The organism is Marinifilum sp. D737 (genome assembly GCF_026672275.1).
Classification (GTDB): domain Bacteria; phylum Bacteroidota; class Bacteroidia; order Bacteroidales; family Marinifilaceae; genus Marinifilum.
The window spans coordinates 81,071-99,479 of record NZ_JANQCD010000007.1; the positions used below are offsets into that span (position 1 = coordinate 81,071).

Sequence of the window (18,409 nt, forward strand, 5' to 3'; positions counted from 1 at the left end):
ACTAAAAACAAAAAAGCTCACCTTAACAGTGAGCTTCTTGTTCTATAAAGTTTTTCAATTGACAAATCCTCTAAACATTCTTAAACACGAGGCTTTCACCTTCTACATCCACCATTATTTTTTGATTGGCTATAATGTTTTCGGACAGTATTTGCTTTGACAGTTCATTTAGTACCTGTTTTTGCAACACTCTTTTAATTGGTCTGGCACCAAACTGAGGATCAAAGCCCAGATTTCCAAGATATTCTAAAGCCGATTCACTTAAATCAATGCTGATATCATTCTTAGAAAGCATTTGCTGAACTGCTTTAAACTGCAAACCAACAATTCGTTTCACTTCTTCTCTGTCCAAAGGAGTAAACACAATGGTTTCATCTATTCTATTTAAAAACTCTGGTCGAATGGTCTTTTTCAAAAGCTCTAAAACTTCATTCCTAGCTTGCCATAGCATCTCCCCTTTATTGCTGGCATTCATCTTTTCAATTTTCTCCTGAATCAGATGAGAACCAACATTAGAGGTCATGATCACAATGGTATTCTTAAAATCGACCACTCTACCTTTATTGTCTGTTAACCTACCATCATCTAAAACTTGAAGCAGTATGTTGAAAACATCCGGATGAGCCTTTTCAATTTCATCTAAAAGAACAACCGAGTATGGTTTTCTGCGCACAGCTTCAGTTAGCTGACCACCCTCATCATAACCAACATATCCAGGAGGGGCTCCAATTAAACGTGAAACCGAATGTCTTTCCTGGTATTCCGACATATCAATACGAGTCATCTGATTCTCATCATCGAATAAGAATTCTGCCAATGCTTTGGCCAACTCGGTCTTTCCAACACCTGTTGTTCCCAGAAAAATGAATGAACCAATTGGCCTTTTTGCATCCTGTAAACCTGCGCGACTTCTTCTTACCGCATCAGCCACAGCAGAAATTCCTTCTTCTTGCCCAACAACTCTTTTGTGCAGCTCCTCTTCTAATGACAACAATTTTTGGCGTTCACTCTTCAACATTCTGTTCACAGGAATTCCTGTCCAACGAGAAACTACCTCAGCAATATCATCATTCCTCACTTCTTCCTTAATTAAAGCATCAGAGTTCTGGTTTTGTTTTAACTTTTCGTTCAAAGCTTCTATTTCTTCCTCAACCTCTTTAAGTTTACCGTAACGGATTTCTGCAACTCTACCATAATCACCTTCCCGCTCTGCTTTTTCAGCATCATACTTTAAAGATTCCAATAACTCCTTGTTCTTCTGAATGCCATCAATCACCTCACGTTCTGCTTCCCACTTGGCACGGTACTTCAGTCTTTCATCATTAAGTTCTGCAATTTCACGCGCCAATTCATCCTGCTTTTTCGAATCTCCCTCACGTTGAATAGCAAGTTTCTCAATTTCCAACTGCTTTATCTTTCTTTCTATCTCATCCAACTCCTCGGGCAGTGAATTCATTTCCAAACGAAGCTTGGCAGCTGCCTCATCTATTAAGTCAATGGCTTTATCCGGAAGAAAACGATCAGAAATGTAACGCTGCGATAACTCAACAGCCGAAATAATGGCCTCATCACGAATTTGAACTTTATGGTGATTCTCGTAACGCTCCTTTAATCCACGAAGAATGGAAATTGCGCTAAGTGTATCGGGTTCCTCCACCATCACCTTCTGGAAACGGCGTTCCAAAGCCTTATCTTTCTCGAAATATTTTTGATACTCATTTAGAGTTGTTGCGCCAATGGCACGTAAATCTCCACGGGCCAAAGCAGGTTTTAAAATATTGGCAGCATCCATGGCTCCATCGCTTTTACCTGCTCCTACCAAAGTGTGAATTTCATCAATAAAGAGTACAATTTCGCCATCCGATTCAACTACTTCTTTCACTACTGATTTTAAGCGCTCCTCAAATTCACCTTTGTATTTGGCACCAGCCACCAAAGCACCCATGTCAAGTGAAAAGACTTTCTTGCTCTTTAAATTATCCGGCACATCGCCTTTTATAATTCTATGTGCTAAACCTTCAGCAATAGCAGTCTTTCCAACCCCTGGCTCTCCAATAAGTATAGGATTATTCTTGGTTCTTCGCGATAGGATCTGTAAAATCCTTCTTATCTCTTCATCTCTTCCAATTACCGGATCAAGTTTTCCATTTCTGGCCCTCTCGTTCAAGTCAAGAGCAAATCTACTCAAGGAATTAAAAGTATCCTCAGCCGTTTGCGAATCAACCTTAGCTCCTTTTCTTAAGTCGTGAATGGCTGTTGTAAGATCTTTTTCCGACACACCATTATCCTTAAATAACTGTGCAATTTGATCTTTGCCCTTTACCAGCGCCAGTAACATATGCTCTACACTAACAAATTGATCGCCCATCTTACCAGATACGCTAACTGCTTCCTGCAAAACAACACTTGCCTCTCTCGACAAGAATGGTTCTCCGCCACTTACCTTAGGCAATGATTCAAGAATTTTATCCAATACCATATTTAAGTTTTGGACATTCACTCCAAGTTTATTCATCAAGAAACCAGCAACATTCTCTCCCTCCGAAAAAATCCCTTTCAACAAGTGAGCTGTTTCGATAGCCTGTTGCTGATTTCCTTGAGCAATCTGAAATGCTTTCTCGATTGCCTGCTGTGATTTAATTGTGAAATTATTAAAGTTCATATTCTATATTATTTTATTCTTTTCTCTGTTTAAAATCCGTCAATTGGATTTCAAATAACTTGCCATTGCTCAAAAGCTGTAATAATGTCTGCATATTATACAATCACACAGTCAATTTGACATATTATTAAAACCTTTTCTGAAACATTTTCCGATTAACTCAATTTAACACTAGCTAAACCTGATATATCTGGATATTTATATATATTTGCCAACTGAAATTCTAAAAACAATTCGAAAATATTATTATATGAAAGCAACAACTACCTGGACAAAAGGAATGTCATCGGTAATTACAGACAACAGAGGTCATGAAATCACAATTGATTTACCAGAAGCAAAAGGTGGAGAAGATCTTGGTGCAACAGCATTCGAAGTGTGTTTAATGAGCTACTCTGGTTGTGTAAACACAATTTTTAACATTGTAGCAAAGAAAATGCGTATTGAGTTCGAAGCATTGGTTGTTGATACTGTAGGATCTCAAAAAGATGGAGCTCCAACTTTCACTGATGTTGAAGTTGAATTAAAAATTGATTCTGAAGCTAGTGATGAAAAAATCGAAAAATGCCTTCAGCAAACTTTAAAAATGTGTCCTGTAGGAGTTCTATTCCACCAAGCAGGTGTAAACACTACTTATAAGATTGAAAAAATGCAGAAAGCTTAAGCAAGCTGCAACACAATACTTAAATCCCTCGCCTTTGGTGAGGGATTTTTTTGTCATTAACAAATCTTTAACTCCTATATGATTAGTAATATTTAAATAGAACGAAAATAAAAGACTATTTTGTATTTTATTTTTAAATTCTAAATCATGAAAAGAATATTTGGATTATTAATATTACTAATTAGCCTTACAAGCTATGCTCAAAGGGAAACAAGTACCATTAAAGTTGGTGATAAAGCGCCTGTGTTTGAAGCCAAAGATCAGAATGGGAATCTTGTTAAAAGTTCCGACATCTTGAAAAATGAACAACTGATCGTTGTATTTTACCGTGGAGAGTGGTGTCCATACTGCAACAAACACCTTTCTCACTTACAGGAAAACCTTGGTAAATTCAAGAAAGCGGGAGCTCAATTGGTTGCGGTTTCACCAGAAATTCCGGTTAATGTGAATAAAACCATTGAAAAGACAAATGCAGATTATCCTGTATTATTTGATGAAAACAGCAAAATCATGAAAAAATTTGGAGTTGAATTTATGCTACCGGAACACTTACAAAAAAAATACAAGAACTATGGTGTAGATCTTAGTGTTGCCAATGGTAATAATGATCAACTATTGCCTGTTCCGGCTACCTATATCATAGGAAAAGATGGTAAGGTAAAGTATGTTCAATATGATCCTGATTACAAAAGCAGATCGAATGCCAAAGATATATTACAGCATTTGTAAACAAAAAAGGGGCTGCATTTCCAAGACAGCCCCTTTTTAAAATCTAATTAATCAGAATTTCATCAACAAAAATCCAGTGCTTTCTGCCTCCAGCCATGTGCCAATCTGGTATTGGTCCATTCTTAAATGTTACTCTTAGGTATCGACAATTAACCGATGGGAATTCAATTGCAGGTCTTGTTACATATCTGCGTTCATCTTTTGGAGATTCCATACTTATGGTTTTTACCAGTTGATAGTTCTCCTGATCATTTGAAATATACACCTCAATTTCATCTGGGTTAAAGATCCATGCTCCGGGATAAATTAGAATTCCAGGTTTCACCTCACAAATGCTTTTGGATTCACCCAAATCAATATCAACATGTAAATCCTTTAAGTCTATACCTGTCCAAAAACCATCATTAAAGGTTGTTGAGCCAAAGCCACCATCTATTAGTTGAGCTCCAGATTTTTCACCATAACCAATATCATTGCCTTCCACCTTAACTTTTGGATAACCAGTTTGGGGATTAAATGGAATTCCTTTTAAATAATGTAAAAGCAAACTTCCACTCTCTTTTAGTCCTGGCTTAAATGCTTTGGCCTTAATGGTAGCATCCTCGTTGATCACGATTGGATTCTGATATTTTTTAGAATTCACTTCAGGTTCAGAACCATCTATTGTATATCTGATTTCTGCTCCTTTTGTGCCACAAAGCAATTCCACCGTTTTTCGCTTCTCAAAACTAAAAGTAATATCATTGACGTAAGGCATTAGCACCTGTTTTTCCTCATGCAGTTTGTAAGCTTCTGATGGCTTTATGCCATTTAAGTCTGCCAAATCAGCCTTAGCATTACCCCACTTTTTATTTGGTTTACTGCCCATTTCGAAAACCAGCTTACCTCCATGTTTAATTTGATCGTAAGTAATAAATGGTTTGGTAAATTCTTTACCGTTTAGTTTTGCAGATTGGATGTAAATGTTCTTCTTGGAATTGTTATTAGCCACAACCGAAAACACCTTACCATTTTCAAGATTGATACTTGCTTTTTGATAGGCAGGAGATCCAATTTGATACTGGTTGCTACCAGGACAAACCGGATAAAAACCCAATGAACCAAAAATATACCAGGATGACATTTGACCCAAATCATCATTATTATCCAATCCTGCAGGATGATCATGATAAAAACGAGGAAGAATTTCCCTTACCAACTTCTGAGTTTTCCATGGCTGACCGGCATAAACATACAAGTAAGGCATTTGGTGAGATGGTTCATCGCCATGACCATATTTTCCAATAAAACCGGAAATATCCACATGCTGTGAGCCTCCAATTTCTGAATCATCGGCAAAAATTGTATCCAACCAGGAAGCAAATTTCTTCTTCCCTCCGTGTAATTGCATTAGATAAGCCATATCGTGAGGCACATAAGAAGAGTATCCCCAAATGTTACCCGACACATAATTCTTCACCAATCCATCCCACTTGCTTTTGTCCACGTTCACCAGCTTACCATTTTGCAGTTTAGGCAATAAGTATCCCGATTCTTCATCAAATAAATTGCGGTATCCTTTCGATCTTTGCAGGAATAGGGAGGCATCATCGGTTTTTCCAAGTTTATGTGCCACCTGACTCAAGCACCAATCGTAGTAATTGTACTCGGTTGTTTTCGAAACAGAACTGCCAATTTCACCCGGAACAAAATCCATATCGATATAAAAATTCATTCCATTTACATCGTAACTATTGCTATGCTTTTCCAGGTTAAAAGCTGCCGCTTTCATCGCATCATAGGTAGCCTGATTGTCAATTCCTTCAATATCTTTCAAAATGGCATCAGTCATTACCGAAACGGTGCTGTATCCAATCATACAAACATTATCGTGTCCCAAACATTCCCATACTGGCAAACCAACTTTTGACTCGGTATATCTTGATGAAAGTGAGTTCACAAAATCAACTGTTTTCTCCTGCTCTACAATTGCCATTAAAGGATGAACAGCACGATAGGTATCCCAAGTAGAAAAGTTACTGTACTGATCGAAATCGGAATGATATTTTTTCCCTTCTACCATATATTCTCCGCTAACATCCGAAATCAAATTTGGTGATATCATGGAATGATAAAGGGCCGTATAGAAGTTTCTTTTGTCTGATAGTTGATGCGTTTCGATATGAAACTTGTTCATTTTTTCTTCCCAAAGATGCTGAGCTTTTCTAAGCACCTTTTTAAATGATACTCCTTTTGCTTCAGCATCGAAATTGGCTTTGGCTCCTTCATAACTCACATGCGAAAGTGCTACTTTAACATCAACTGTTTCACCCGAACTCACATCAAAACTAACGAAAGCTTTCACTCGTTTAGCACTTGCTTTTTTTGTATCAGCCTGAATTTTATCATCTATCGCAACACCACTTTGTTCGAATGATTTGGAAAATTTCGCATAGAAATACACTTTTCGATCTCCTCCTTCTCCATTACAATGCTTCCAACCTCTAACTTCCTTATCCGATAAGATTTCAATTTCTGTTTCCTGAACATTCTCCATGATATTGTGGGTAGGATCAAAAATTACATTTCCTTGCCCGGCAGTATTGAAAGTATACCTGTGAAATCCAACTCTCGGCGTACAAGTCAACTCCACTTTTACATTGTAATCATCTAAAACAACAGCATAATATCCTGCCGAGGCTTCTTCTCTATCGTGTGAAAATCTGGAGCGAAATCCACTGTCCGGATTTTCTTCTGTACCCGCTTTTACCTTTATTTCTCCTAAAGTTGGCATCAGTAAAATATCACCCAATCCTGCCAAACCAGCTCCACTAATATGGGTATGTGCAAATCCTTTTAAAATGGAATCGCTATAGTGATAACCCGAACACCAATCCCAGGCTTTAAAATCATTACTGGGACTTAGCTGCACCATACCAAAAGGTAAGGTTGCTCCCGGAAATGTATGGGCGTGACCATCGGTTCCGATCATGGGATCGACATACTGAATGAGTTGTTTGTTATCCGCAAAAAGGCTAGATGTAATCAACAACAATAGGAATATTTGAATTAATTTCTTCATGAATAAATTGCTTTAGGATACAATACCTATATGTATCCTGCAAATAAAATCCTGCTTGGTTAAGATTTTGATTAATTCATGATTAATCCGCTATAAATTTCATTATTTCTGGCGTTTTCTTCTGATTCTGATATCTCCTTCAGGCAATATGGTCACCCATAAAATTTCAATCAGCAGTAGGAATCTACGTAGCACATCAAAGTACAATGAGAAATAGAAAATGATGCTTGTTAACCAAATTATTGTCACATTGAACCAAAATGTATCAACCAAATAATTGCCTAGTCGCTTTTGCGAGGCAAATAAATGTGCTCGTCCATTCTGACTTATCGGAGTTTGAAAAACAGGATCTTTTAGCTGAATCAATTCGTCCTCATACCTAATCAACTTATTTATCTCTCTTCTGTTGGTCACAATTTGTTCAATCGCCTCGTTATGATGGGTATTTTTGTATTCAACAATTTTCTGTGCGTCACCAAGTTCATCAATAATCTCTTCATAAACCTGGTCTCTATGCATCGATTGTTCTTTGTATTCCTTCCAACCCGCTTGCTTTACATGCTCAAGCCAAATTTGCACTCTTGCCGAAGAATCTCGTAAAACTTGTTTCGATATTTCCAATTCAGTTGGAAAGGTATAGATATCGGAAAGTTTTATCAGTTCGTTTTTAAATACCCGATAGTGTTTATCGTTGTTTTCCTTTAACCATGTCTTATAACTTTGCTGCATGGCAGGAATCAGAAAAGATGAACGAAACGACGATTCACTCATCGCCTTCTCGTATGGAAAAAACTGCTTCTCAAATTGATTATTTTTAAATTGCTCAACTACCAAAGCCTCGTAAGCCCAACGAGAAGTCATTAAATCGCCAACAATTGGAACATACTTTTGCGTTGTAATGGCAGGATGCAGTTTATTAAAGCTTACAATAACACCTGAGAACAACAATTGTGGAACCAAAATAAAAGGTATGGATACATAAACAGCCACTACTGAATTTAATCCTGCTGACAGGTTTAAACCGATTAAATTGGCACATGCCGAAGCTGTATACAAAATTAACCAATACTCCCAGGTTAAGCCTTTAATTTCCAAAATATAGGTAGCGAGAATAACAAAAAGAAAGCTCTGTATGGCCGAAATAATCAACAAGATGATGACCTTGGAGTTTAGATAACTCAATCGACTCAAATTCAAAAACTTCTCACGCTTCATCATTCTTCGGTCGTGAAGGATTTCTTCTGCAGAAATAATCAAACCGAGGAACAAGGCAACAACCACTGCCATAAAAATAAAAGAGGGAATATTTTCATTCTTGGCAAATACATAGTCCAAATGATGAGATTCAGAACCACTAATGTACTTGGTAAAGTATCCCAAAATAATAGCTAAAAGAGGTGCCTCCAACAAAGTAATCAGCATGTACTGCCTGTTACTCAGTTTGGCCTTAAAATCTCTTGAAAGATAAATTTTCAATTGTTCCCAACGCTTTGGAATGTTAAAAAAGTTCTTGGGAATCAGTTTTTTTCTACCTGGCTTATGTACGCTGTTTTTCTTCTCAATATTCTCTTTATAGAGCTCATACCAATCATCAGAATTTCTTTTACGCTTTCGAATTTGCTTGCCATATTCATTCATCATCCTGGCTTCAACAATCCGCAAAATCTGTTCAGAGTTTACGTTACCACAGGTCAAGCACTCACTTTCATCTGCTTTTACGTAATGCGATTGAGTTTTAAAGTAAACAACGGCATCGATAGGGTTTCCAAAGTAAATTACCTTTCCTCCCTGGTCCATCATGATTAGCTTATCCAAAAGCTTAAAAATATCGGACGAAGGTTGATGAATGTTACAAATCACCAATTTGCCTTTTAAAACCTGACGTTTCAGAAGAAGCATTACTTTCTCGGAATCCATGCTCGATAAACCTGAAGTAGGTTCATCAACAAAAAGCACCGAAGGTTCACGCATTAACTCCAATGCGATATTTAATCGCTTTCTTTGTCCTCCACTTAGAACCTTATTAATCGGATCACCAACCTTTAAATCCCGGGCTTCAACCAAATCAAAATCCTCAATGGTTTTGTCAATAATTTCCTCTATTTTCTCATCCGAAGTGCCATCGAAACAAAGCTTGGCATTAAAATACAAGTTCTCGTAAACCGTTAGCTCCTCAACCAATAAGTCATCCTGAGGAACATATCCAATAACCCCTTCGAGTTTATCTTTATCCAAATGAAGATCATAACCATTGATATAGATATTTCCCTGACGCAGGGATAAGTTCCCATTTAATACATTTAGCAAAGTTGATTTTCCTGTGCCACTACCGCCCATCACGCCTACCAATTGTCCTGAATTCATTTCCAGACTAACCGGATGAATCCCATTATTGGAACCCGGAAACTTGAATTCTATATTTTTTGCAATAAACTGAAGATCGGATAGATTTTTCTTCTCGATAAAAATGGAAGAAATCTGAGAGTAGTAAATCGGATCAATTCTATGACTTCGAATAACCGAGCCATAGGATAGAATGTAAGCCCTATCAACTTTAATATTGTGTCCGTTCAAGAAAAGGTTATACTCTCCAAAATATTTCATCAGGAAGGTATTGGTACTTTCCAAATGCAGAACAAAAATCCTTCCTCGAAGCTTCTCACTCTGGATATGTTTCACCACCTCATGCGACCACTCCTCATTATTATCAATTAAAAGAAGATGTTCGTTATACGGTATAGAAAATTCATCCCCAATCAGAAATTGACGCCCCAATTCAAATTCTTTTTTGGGAATATTAAAGGTTTTTGAAACGGTTTTTACCAAGTCCAATTCGTCATGGCCCGTGTATTCCGTTTCATCAATAAACTCAAGCAATTGAAGCATGATCCAAACCTTCTGTTCCTGCTCTACTTCCTCTACTAATTTTTCACAAACATCCTTTACCTGTGGATGCTTGTTTACAGAGCAAAGCTCACCCGTTTCATCACAATGTGAGTCTCTTAAGTATCGCTCAAAATCCTGTAGATATTTCTCGGTCCACTCCTTACTAAACTGTTTCTGAAGCCATACTTCAACAACATCTCGTGCTGCTGTTTCGAATCCCAACTTTTGCTCATCCACAATAATGGCAAAAAGTCTCATTAAGGCTTTCAGTAACGATTCATTCATAGTCTAGGTTTGGAATTGATTTGGTTTTGACAAGGCCTAATTTAGATAAATAAAATGAGCTATGGAAACTCCTGTTTTAAAGAGAAATTTAGCTTTGTCCTAAGCAATCATTTAAAACTCTAATTTTCAATGAAAAAAATTTTTTATTTAATATTTTCTTGAAGGCCGCAAAAATAAAGACTTTCAACTCCCTTATTGATTACTATATCTCTGAAGATCAAACTCCTTTAAGGTTTTTTAACACTTATTCTCAGGTCTTAACCGAATCTTGCCATACCTTTGTATTGTACTACAAAAGATAGTATTTTCATAGATTAAAGATTTAGGTTAGTAATTAGTGGTTAGAGAGAATCCCGGACGCCCGTTCGGGATTTTTCTTTGCTATAATGGTATCAAACGATAAGATTACAATTCCTTAACATCAGCTTAATCCAGTTCGCTGCAAGCGATCATATATTTGTATTGTAAAAAGCCCTAAAAGTTTTTTTCATAGATTAGATTTAGGTTAAATTTAGTGGTTAGATTTGAAATCCGGGTGGGGACCCGGATTTTTTAATTTATCTGAACATGAATATGATCGTCATGTCTTACCGATCTGCAGCCATGAAACCTAACTCTTTTATCCTTTAATTTGAGCCTTTGTTTCAAATGCGGCTCAAAAAACATTTTAGTAAGTTTTCTTTGACTTAAAATTGCATCAATTAAAGCCTTGGTTCCACTTTTAGAAAACTTTAAACCTTCATTAATCTTTCCAAAGGTCAAATATTTTGGATAATCATACTGAAAATATCCTTTTTGCAAACAATCTTCACACTGATCCAACTCATTATTTCGAGCATTCTCAAATACTCCATATCCACTTAGTGATTTGCTTTTATTTACGATTTGTCCATTGGAATCTTCATACACCAAACTAAAATCAATTTTACAACCATCATTATGACTCAAATGTGGCAACAAAGGGAAACCATCATAGAAAGGAAAACAAGCATCCAAGTACCGAGCTATTACTTCTGGTTTCTTTTCAGCCAGGTTGCGGGAAATATTTTGCAAAAACTCATGGGTTTCGGGAGTAACATAGTTACGATTCAATAAAACTGTTGCAAAAGTTGCTTCTTGTAGATTATTGTTATTTCCAATCTTTTCCCTTCCAAACCATGGAGCAACAAAAGGAACGATCAGAAAACAAGCAGTAGCATATAAGACTATAAAGACAACCAGTCTTTTACCCCAAAAGACAAACTTAATTCTGCTGCTTAAAACGATGCTAATTAAGTAGACAACTCCTCCTATTTGCGTTATAATGGTTAGAAGAACAAATAATATTAATCTACCAAGATTTTGTATCAATACCTTCATTACTCCTCCAAATACTCCTTTAACCTCTGGTTGATAAAATATTTCCAGCCACCTTCACAACTTTCTCTTCTGAATTCGGGGATATCATCTGGGAAGGTTTCAATTCCACTTGCACTTACTCTTATTTTGCAACCTTCATTTTCTTCGAACAGTTCGTAACTTACCATGGCCACACCCTTGTACCCTTCATATTCCCATTGGCAAACCAGCTTCTCGAATGGAACAACTTCTGTAATTTTCCACAAATGCATGAACTCTCTTTCACCAGCATCCACATTAAACTGGGTAGTAAAGCCAACCTCCGCCTTATGATCCGGCATTTCAGAGAAGAACCATTTTCGCATTTCATTTGGGTTGGTTATGGCTTTCCAAACTTGTTCCTTGCTTGCATGAACACTTTGTTCTGTGATTACTGGAATATTACTTTTTTGCATAGTATCTATAGGTTTTACTTGCTTTTTTTTAAAAGCCATATTTATTTTTTTCGTTCATAATAAGTAACAGGTCCATCCACATAAGATTGGTTGATGATTAAGGTATCATTTTCGGTAGAAAAGTAAGACTCTGTTCCATTATTGATGACCAAAACCAATGTAGAATCACTATTGGCATCCATCGAGTTATCGATTCTGTACTTTAGTTGATATGGATACTGGTGACTCAAAACCTCATCCCTATAATACTCCACCGTATCCTTGGTTTTGAACACAATCTTTTCCTGGTATCCTTCTGATTCGGGCGTAAATTCGCTACGCGTGCGTGGACTTTCGGTTTTTATCCACTGCCATTCTCCCTGCAGCGATTTGTAAGCCTTAGCTAAAGAATCATCTTCCGGCTTTTCATCGGTACAGGCAATCGTTAGGTAAAGTATACCAATAAGGATCATTACAGGTGCAAAAGGATTTTTTGTGGTATATTCTTTTAATATCATGCTAATAGGTTTTGTTGATTCTACTAATTTAAACCTTCTAATTCTTTTATACCAATCGAATAAGTTTCAACTTTTCGTTCTTTCCCTTTTGTATACTCATCAATGGCCAGATACAAAACACTATTCAATAGAATAAAAAGCATTGTGCTTATAAATCTCCAATACATATTTTACCTGGGGATGTACCATAGTTGTATGCGATGAGTGTAAAAGCAGAAATACTCTTGAGATCTTATTTCTTAGTCTTTTTTATAAATACTTTAAACTTTTCAATATCTTTCACATAACCAGTTCTAGCGATTTCTTCCCCATTTACATCTAGCAAAATGAACAAAGGTTGACTGTTTGCATTAAACTTTTCAATCTGTAATTCAGCATTTATTTGCCCAGTGTATATTACTTTCTTCTTTAAGGCTTCTGAATAGTAACACTCACTCTTCTCTAGCTTTGTTCTTTCATCAACAATTAAACTTACAAAAACCAGATTCTGATTGATATATTCTTGAATATCCTTATTAAGCAATATCTCACCATCCATCATTCGAGAATTAATACAACCATAAGCATTAAAATATAGCAAACCAGGTTTATCAAACTCTTTTGACTTTTTTAATCCCAATTGATAATCCTGGTAGGCATATAATCCTTTTACCCACTCAATCATTTCAGGATTTTCATTTTCCAGATTTGAATCATTTATTACCTCTGTACCCTCGTTACTTACTTGTTGATCAGATAAAAAATCCGAATAGATCAAAAATATTTCCGGATAAGGTTTTGATTCATTATCCTTAACAATTGCATAAATATCTTTCATCTGATTTTCTGTAAATCCCATGTCAACCAATAACTTCTTATCCTGACTCCAATTCTTCAAAAACGCATTACGCTGAACTATTAAGTTTCTTGCCTCAACAATTCTCCTAATTTTGGGATACATTGCATCCTGTTTTAGTTTTATCAAAACCTCTTTTAAATCAGCAAATGTGAATTTCTCATCATTTTCATTGGGTTTAGGTCCATAATCTAAAATAGATTTGGCAATCATTGGCATATTGCCCTGAGGTCCCATAAAAATCTGATAATCTATGCTATCAAACTCACAATAAACAAGCATTTGAAAATCCTTCATAAACTCATCAATATGTTCCTGAAAATGGTTTATTGTGATCTCTTTTTGTAATATTTCTTCACAATCCGTATTGCTTTGTGCAAAGCAAGATGATGCAATTAGTATGAATCCTATTATAAGTATATGTTTTTTCATTTTATTCTGACTTGTAGTATGGTAACACAAAGCTCTTTTACATTGTTAAGGCACGAATTACAAAATCGCGCTATTTGGATCTCTATTTCAATTAGGAAAATCTACACTATAAAAAAGAGCTTTTGTTAATTCAAAAACCAATTCGATTTTTCAATAGATTTCTTATAGCATAACCCTACTTACTTGCAATAAATTTGCCTGGTGATCGAGTAGTTCTTTCTTTGTTAAAAAATATCCCCTGGTAATCAAATATACATAAGCATGAATTGCATTAAAGAGCATATCCAAATTGTCATCGATATAACTCTCTTCTCTAAAATACTGCCAATCCTTTGAAATATACCTTTCGAAATTTTCCCTCATTTCTGAGTTTATTTCTTCCTTATATAATGGATCATTAAGTAAATCTTGGATTTCAGCCTTAAAATCAAGCTCTAACCTGTACATTCTTCTAAAATTCTCTCTTATCTGATCGAAAGGGGTTACAACATTCATAAATTGAACCGCTTCTGTTATTCTGGCATATACATCATACTTCCTATTGTGTTCTTTATCAAACTTAAAATAATTGATATAAAGATTTTTAATTGCAGTTGGAAGATCTAAGGATTTCTCCAAATTGAAGAAGTATTTATAAATTTCAATATCGTTTGCTTTTATTTGTTTGTGCAAATTTTGTTTTTCCTGCTCTAACTTTTCAACTAATTCCTTCCCTTTTTTACGAGTATACTTTATGCCATCATAATCGAATGATTTATTAGGAATGGTTTTATTTATGATTTGCTTAATCACTTCTATATCATTTTCAAGGGCATAAAATCTGTAAATTAAATCTCGTTTTTCAGCATTAAACAGCGCCTCGAACAAAACAGCCTCTTCCTCTTCAATACACTCTACATCAAAACATTCAGGATTTTTAGAGTCATAGTATCCATTGTATATCTCTGCAAAAGTATTTTTAGAAAAACCTTCTACGAATGCATCACTAAAATCGGAAAGCGATAAAGCAGTAGGAGTATCTTTAAATTGAATCTCCGAGAATATCTTTTCTGTTATTGCTCTTTGTGTATTTTCGTAATCTCGTAAAATATCAACAGCAGGAGTTCTATCAGAATCTTTTATACTAAGCTTGGTAAGCCTTAAGCATTCAACTCTGTCTTCTACACTAGGATGAGAAGCCCACTGGTCCTTTATTACCAATTTCGATTTATTAAATTTATTTAAATCTTCTACTTCAATCTCCGGAAACTCCTCAATAATCTTAATATTATCATCTTTTGCAATAAAATTCATTACAAAAAACTGTTCCTTAAAAATATTCGGACTCCTTAAATTATCATCATATTTTTGTTGATAGAAATTCATTACCACATTTAACGAATGATCGGCAAGAGAAAAGCGCAACAAAGAACTTTTTAACGGTTCATAACCCGTAATATTTGCAGCAATTTCATCGGCATGAAACTCCATTTCCCTCGAAAGGCCCATATAACTTTTATTAACCACATTGTATAACTTTCGAAGCACCCATTGAATCCCTCGATTTATTGTGGCTGCTATTACTACAAAAACGGAAAAATAACCACTTACATTGGCCCAGGTTTCAATTAATCGATCATACGATTCATTATCGAACAACATATTAAAAATAACCTGGTTCACATTGTAAACATAGCTCCCAACCTTCATGGTTCTCTGAGAAAAATGACCAAATTCGTGTGAAAGAATTGCCTTTAATTCTTGCCTTGTCACAGTATTCATTAAACCCATCCCAATTTGTAAATTCTTTCGGACTGGTAAAAACATGCTCCAAAAACTTGAATTATAAAACACTGATGCATTTACATCTGCAGATAAAAATACTCTTTTGGGAAATTTTGTATCTACCTCTGAAACTATTTCCTCAATCAATTTAAATAATTCCGGTTCATCACTTTTCTTGATTTCTTTCAAATGAGTCATGTCAACCTTATGCGACTTAAACATGAATTTTAAAAGAAAAATCAGAATCAAAAAACCTAAACTAGCCAATCCTACACCTAATGCCAGTGTGATAAACTTTGGTATTGTAATGATTAACATTACACCCCCAAACACACACAAAGCGGTAATGCCCAAAGCAAGCACCAATAATATGAGATAGGTGATTGTAAAAAAGGCAATTGAAAGAATTGCTTTGGTAGTTTGGGATTTGAACTCTTTAGATAATTTCACTTGGTTTTTTAACATTTTTTATGGGCTTTATTCATGGGTTATTTTAACTTTTCACCTCTTTCGCAAGCAATTCTTCAAACTCAGCCAATAAGCTTTTCAGGTTTGGATAAATTTTCTGTGCCGATTCAATACTCTGGTTTTTCAGCAAAGCTTTCAATTGCTTCTCACTTCCTTTTTGCAGTAAGAAATCGATCAACGCACCACCTATTTCATAATTGTAAGACTTGGGGTATTTTTCAGGATCTTCCCACAATTCTTCAATATTAACCTTCTTGCCTTTTAAGCTTTGCTGTGCCACTTTTATTTTATCAGTTTTATTTAAATCAAAATACACAGCCACTCCTTCGTTAATTAATGTCCTTTTTATTCTTGTTCTAAAAGCCTGCTGACACAAGACATGGCACAATTCATGCCCCTTGGTTTGGTTGGATCTTGAATTGATTACACAAGCTTTTCCGTGGGCCCAGCCTAATGATCTGTTGTATTTTTTCTGAGCATCATCAGGCTTTGCCCATACAAAAAAGTCTATTTTCTTGTAAGGCATGGCTACAAAAAACTGATTCAATTCAATAAAGGCATTCTCACGACTCTCCATAAACCACTTGTAATTCAACTTACTTTTATCCTGAAAATGAAAACGGATATGTTTGCTTTCTATGATTTCCCAATCAGAGAAGTAATCATCCATTTGAAAAATATCAAGAGCCATTTTAGCTTTTTCATTCAAGCGATTCATCGACTTAACTTTCAAACACTGTTCCCAGCAAGATTTTGCCTTTTCCATTTCTCCATCTACCATCATGCAATATCCAATATTGTATATCCCCCATGCTCTCACCCATTTGGAATTATTTTTATGAATTGCTTTTTGTAAAAATGGAGCTGCTTTTGCATACTCCTTCTTACTAATATACAATTCTCCCAAGGTTAAATTTAAGTCACCATCATTAGGGAATTTTTCCTGCAAAGCTAAAGCCAACTCCAATGCTTTTAGCTTTTTACCATCTCTGTAAAGTTTCCATATTCTTTCCGATTTCTGAGCAGACACCCCTATAGCCATGCTCAACACAATTAGTAGAGTTAAAAGTTTTTTCATTTAATTATTTGTTCTGTTTTTAATTTAAAATATTCTCAATCATCCACATTAAATTCCCTTTAAAATAGAACATCAACAATGTAAGGGAGAATCCAATAACCAAAGCAATTCCATTCAGTTTCACCTGTTTGGTTGTGGATGCTATATGATATCTTTTTTGCATTACACCCAAATTTATCAACACAAATAGTATTACAGGCAGTACTAATACCCAAAAACTAAACTGAGAATTGGGAGATAAAAGCGGGATTGTTCTGTAAAACAATATCAATGATGGCAGTATTAGCATCAACACAAAACCAATAGGTTTGCGTATGAATACACCTGTTATGGCAAGCATGCAAATAATGGGATCGAAAAGTAAATTTGATCTCAAAATGATCATTGGGTGTTCAATTAAATAATTTACCGAATAAAAAGCTCGCACATAATCTACCTGTTCGTAAATTCCCACTCCCAATTTCATTAACATTAGAATTAATACAAGGGCAACAATTAAATTTTCTATAATTTTTGTTCTATCCATCTCGTTATAAGCACAAGTTACAGACTTGCAGCAATTAAGAGGTTATAAGCACTTTTATTTCCTGCTTCCATAAATTCGATTAAAATCCTCAAACATCTCAACAATATCGCGTCTCTTGTAGGTTTTGTCTTTAATCCGATCAGCTATTTTCGGATAATCTTTAAATACGGCCAAAGCTGCCTTCTTAAAGCTTTTTCCAATTCCTCCGCCATCACTCAAAAAGTAAGTAACAAAGTCTTGGTTCTCATTACAGATGTAAAATCGTTCAACTGGTGGACCTGCAGTTCCCCCCATAGGCATTCCTGATGAACTCATCCGCGGTGCTCCTGCAGAAACTTCGCTATACAATGCCATTTTGCCATCAACAAGTAATCGCAACAACTTGGGTTTTGTCGTATACCTTTTCTTTTTAATCATTTTGTAATGAAAAGTGTAAAAATCCTTGTTGTAAGTGGTAAAACTCCCAAGTAAAATTACATCCTCCCTTTTGGACAGAGTGGTGTTTATTTTCAAGCCCTTCAGAGTTCGAAAATTATAAATCACTGGTTCGCTTTCCTTATCCTTTCTGAACTTTACGGTTTGATCTGCCTTCATTCTGGCCAAACCTTTCAACACTTCACCATTTCTAAGATAAAGTGTTGCTTGTTTATTCTGCGCAAAAACATTGCAAGTGGTTAATAGGGCAATTAGTAGTAATAGGTTTCTCATTAATCAGTAGTTATGTGTTTT

14 protein-coding genes are annotated in these 18,409 nt (G+C 35.6%); 2 read left to right on the forward strand and 12 right to left on the reverse strand.

The window, feature by feature from the left end:
* Positions 1-70: 70 nt before the first annotated feature.
* Entirely contained in the window at positions 71-2,662 is a 2,592-nt protein-coding gene (gene clpB / locus NQ163_RS06525) for an ATP-dependent chaperone ClpB (protein ID WP_268189474.1), read from the reverse strand.
* Between the two features lie 250 nt (positions 2,663-2,912).
* On the opposite strand from clpB, the gene NQ163_RS06530 reads away from it, so the two are divergent.
* A complete protein-coding gene (locus tag NQ163_RS06530) occupies positions 2,913-3,326 on the forward strand; it encodes an OsmC family protein (RefSeq protein ID WP_268189475.1) in 414 nt (137 codons plus the stop codon).
* A 147-nt stretch (positions 3,327-3,473) separates the two neighbouring features.
* The gene (locus tag NQ163_RS06535) at positions 3,474-4,055 is read left to right on the forward strand and encodes a peroxiredoxin-like family protein (RefSeq protein WP_268189476.1); all 582 of its coding nucleotides are present in this window, start codon (positions 3,474-3,476) and stop codon (positions 4,053-4,055) included.
* A gap of 43 nt (positions 4,056-4,098) precedes the next feature.
* Here the strand turns inward: NQ163_RS06535 and NQ163_RS06540 are convergent, their stop codons facing one another.
* The 11 genes from NQ163_RS06540 to NQ163_RS06590 all read right to left on the reverse strand — a co-directional run bounded on the left by NQ163_RS06540 (position 4,099) and on the right by NQ163_RS06590 (position 18,388).
* Positions 4,099-7,116: a GH92 family glycosyl hydrolase gene (locus tag NQ163_RS06540; RefSeq protein WP_268189477.1), complete on the reverse strand. Its 3,018-nt coding sequence runs from the start codon at positions 7,114-7,116 to the stop codon at positions 4,099-4,101.
* A gap of 102 nt (positions 7,117-7,218) precedes the next feature.
* Positions 7,219-10,287, reverse strand: a complete 3,069-nt coding sequence (locus NQ163_RS06545) for an ATP-binding cassette domain-containing protein (protein WP_268189478.1) — start codon at positions 10,285-10,287, stop codon at positions 7,219-7,221.
* A 552-nt stretch (positions 10,288-10,839) separates the two neighbouring features.
* Entirely contained in the window at positions 10,840-11,646 is an 807-nt protein-coding gene (locus NQ163_RS06550) for a hypothetical protein (RefSeq protein WP_268189479.1), read from the reverse strand.
* Complete coding sequence (locus NQ163_RS06555) at positions 11,646-12,080, reverse strand: SRPBCC family protein (RefSeq protein WP_268189480.1); 435 nt, start codon at positions 12,078-12,080, stop codon at positions 11,646-11,648. Before NQ163_RS06555 ends, NQ163_RS06550 begins: the two co-directional genes overlap by 1 nt.
* Positions 12,081-12,121: 41 nt before the next feature.
* Entirely contained in the window at positions 12,122-12,577 is a 456-nt protein-coding gene (locus NQ163_RS06560; RefSeq protein WP_268189482.1) for a hypothetical protein, read from the reverse strand.
* A 23-nt stretch (positions 12,578-12,600) separates the two neighbouring features.
* Complete coding sequence (locus NQ163_RS06565; protein ID WP_268189483.1) at positions 12,601-12,744, reverse strand: hypothetical protein; 144 nt, start codon at positions 12,742-12,744, stop codon at positions 12,601-12,603.
* Positions 12,745-12,809: 65 nt separating this feature from the next.
* The gene (locus NQ163_RS06570; protein WP_268189484.1) at positions 12,810-13,844 is read right to left on the reverse strand and encodes a hypothetical protein; all 1,035 of its coding nucleotides are present in this window, start codon (positions 13,842-13,844) and stop codon (positions 12,810-12,812) included.
* 162 nt (positions 13,845-14,006) lie between these two features.
* Complete coding sequence (locus tag NQ163_RS06575) at positions 14,007-16,073, reverse strand: M48 family metallopeptidase (protein ID WP_268189485.1); 2,067 nt, start codon at positions 16,071-16,073, stop codon at positions 14,007-14,009.
* A 28-nt stretch (positions 16,074-16,101) separates the two neighbouring features.
* The gene (locus NQ163_RS06580; protein ID WP_268189486.1) at positions 16,102-17,154 is read right to left on the reverse strand and encodes a hypothetical protein; all 1,053 of its coding nucleotides are present in this window, start codon (positions 17,152-17,154) and stop codon (positions 16,102-16,104) included.
* Positions 17,155-17,173: 19 nt separating this feature from the next.
* Positions 17,174-17,680, reverse strand: coding sequence for a hypothetical protein (locus NQ163_RS06585; protein WP_268189488.1), 507 nt, complete (start codon positions 17,678-17,680; stop codon positions 17,174-17,176).
* Positions 17,681-17,734: 54 nt separating this feature from the next.
* Positions 17,735-18,388, reverse strand: a complete 654-nt coding sequence (locus NQ163_RS06590) for a hypothetical protein (protein WP_268189489.1) — start codon at positions 18,386-18,388, stop codon at positions 17,735-17,737.
* Positions 18,389-18,409: the final 21 nt, after the last annotated feature.

Coding starts and splice junctions, on each gene's coding strand:
- NQ163_RS06560 (WP_268189482.1), bottom strand. CDS start 12,577: ATGATATTAAAAGAATATACCACAAAAAATCCTTTTGCACCTGTAATG.
- NQ163_RS06535 (WP_268189476.1), top strand. CDS start 3,474: ATGAAAAGAATATTTGGATTATTAATATTACTAATTAGCCTTACAAGC.
- clpB (WP_268189474.1), bottom strand. CDS start 2,662: ATGAACTTTAATAATTTCACAATTAAATCACAGCAGGCAATCGAGAAA.
- NQ163_RS06565 (WP_268189483.1), bottom strand. CDS start 12,744: ATGTATTGGAGATTTATAAGCACAATGCTTTTTATTCTATTGAATAGT.
- NQ163_RS06590 (WP_268189489.1), bottom strand. CDS start 18,388: ATGAGAAACCTATTACTACTAATTGCCCTATTAACCACTTGCAATGTT.
- NQ163_RS06580 (WP_268189486.1), bottom strand. CDS start 17,154: ATGAAAAAACTTTTAACTCTACTAATTGTGTTGAGCATGGCTATAGGG.
- NQ163_RS06550 (WP_268189479.1), bottom strand. CDS start 11,646: ATGAAGGTATTGATACAAAATCTTGGTAGATTAATATTATTTGTTCTT.
- NQ163_RS06570 (WP_268189484.1), bottom strand. CDS start 13,844: ATGAAAAAACATATACTTATAATAGGATTCATACTAATTGCATCATCT.
- NQ163_RS06575 (WP_268189485.1), bottom strand. CDS start 16,073: ATGTTAAAAAACCAAGTGAAATTATCTAAAGAGTTCAAATCCCAAACT.
- NQ163_RS06540 (WP_268189477.1), bottom strand. CDS start 7,116: ATGAAGAAATTAATTCAAATATTCCTATTGTTGTTGATTACATCTAGC.
- NQ163_RS06585 (WP_268189488.1), bottom strand. CDS start 17,680: ATGGATAGAACAAAAATTATAGAAAATTTAATTGTTGCCCTTGTATTA.
- NQ163_RS06530 (WP_268189475.1), top strand. CDS start 2,913: ATGAAAGCAACAACTACCTGGACAAAAGGAATGTCATCGGTAATTACA.
- NQ163_RS06545 (WP_268189478.1), bottom strand. CDS start 10,287: ATGAATGAATCGTTACTGAAAGCCTTAATGAGACTTTTTGCCATTATT.
- NQ163_RS06555 (WP_268189480.1), bottom strand. CDS start 12,080: ATGCAAAAAAGTAATATTCCAGTAATCACAGAACAAAGTGTTCATGCA.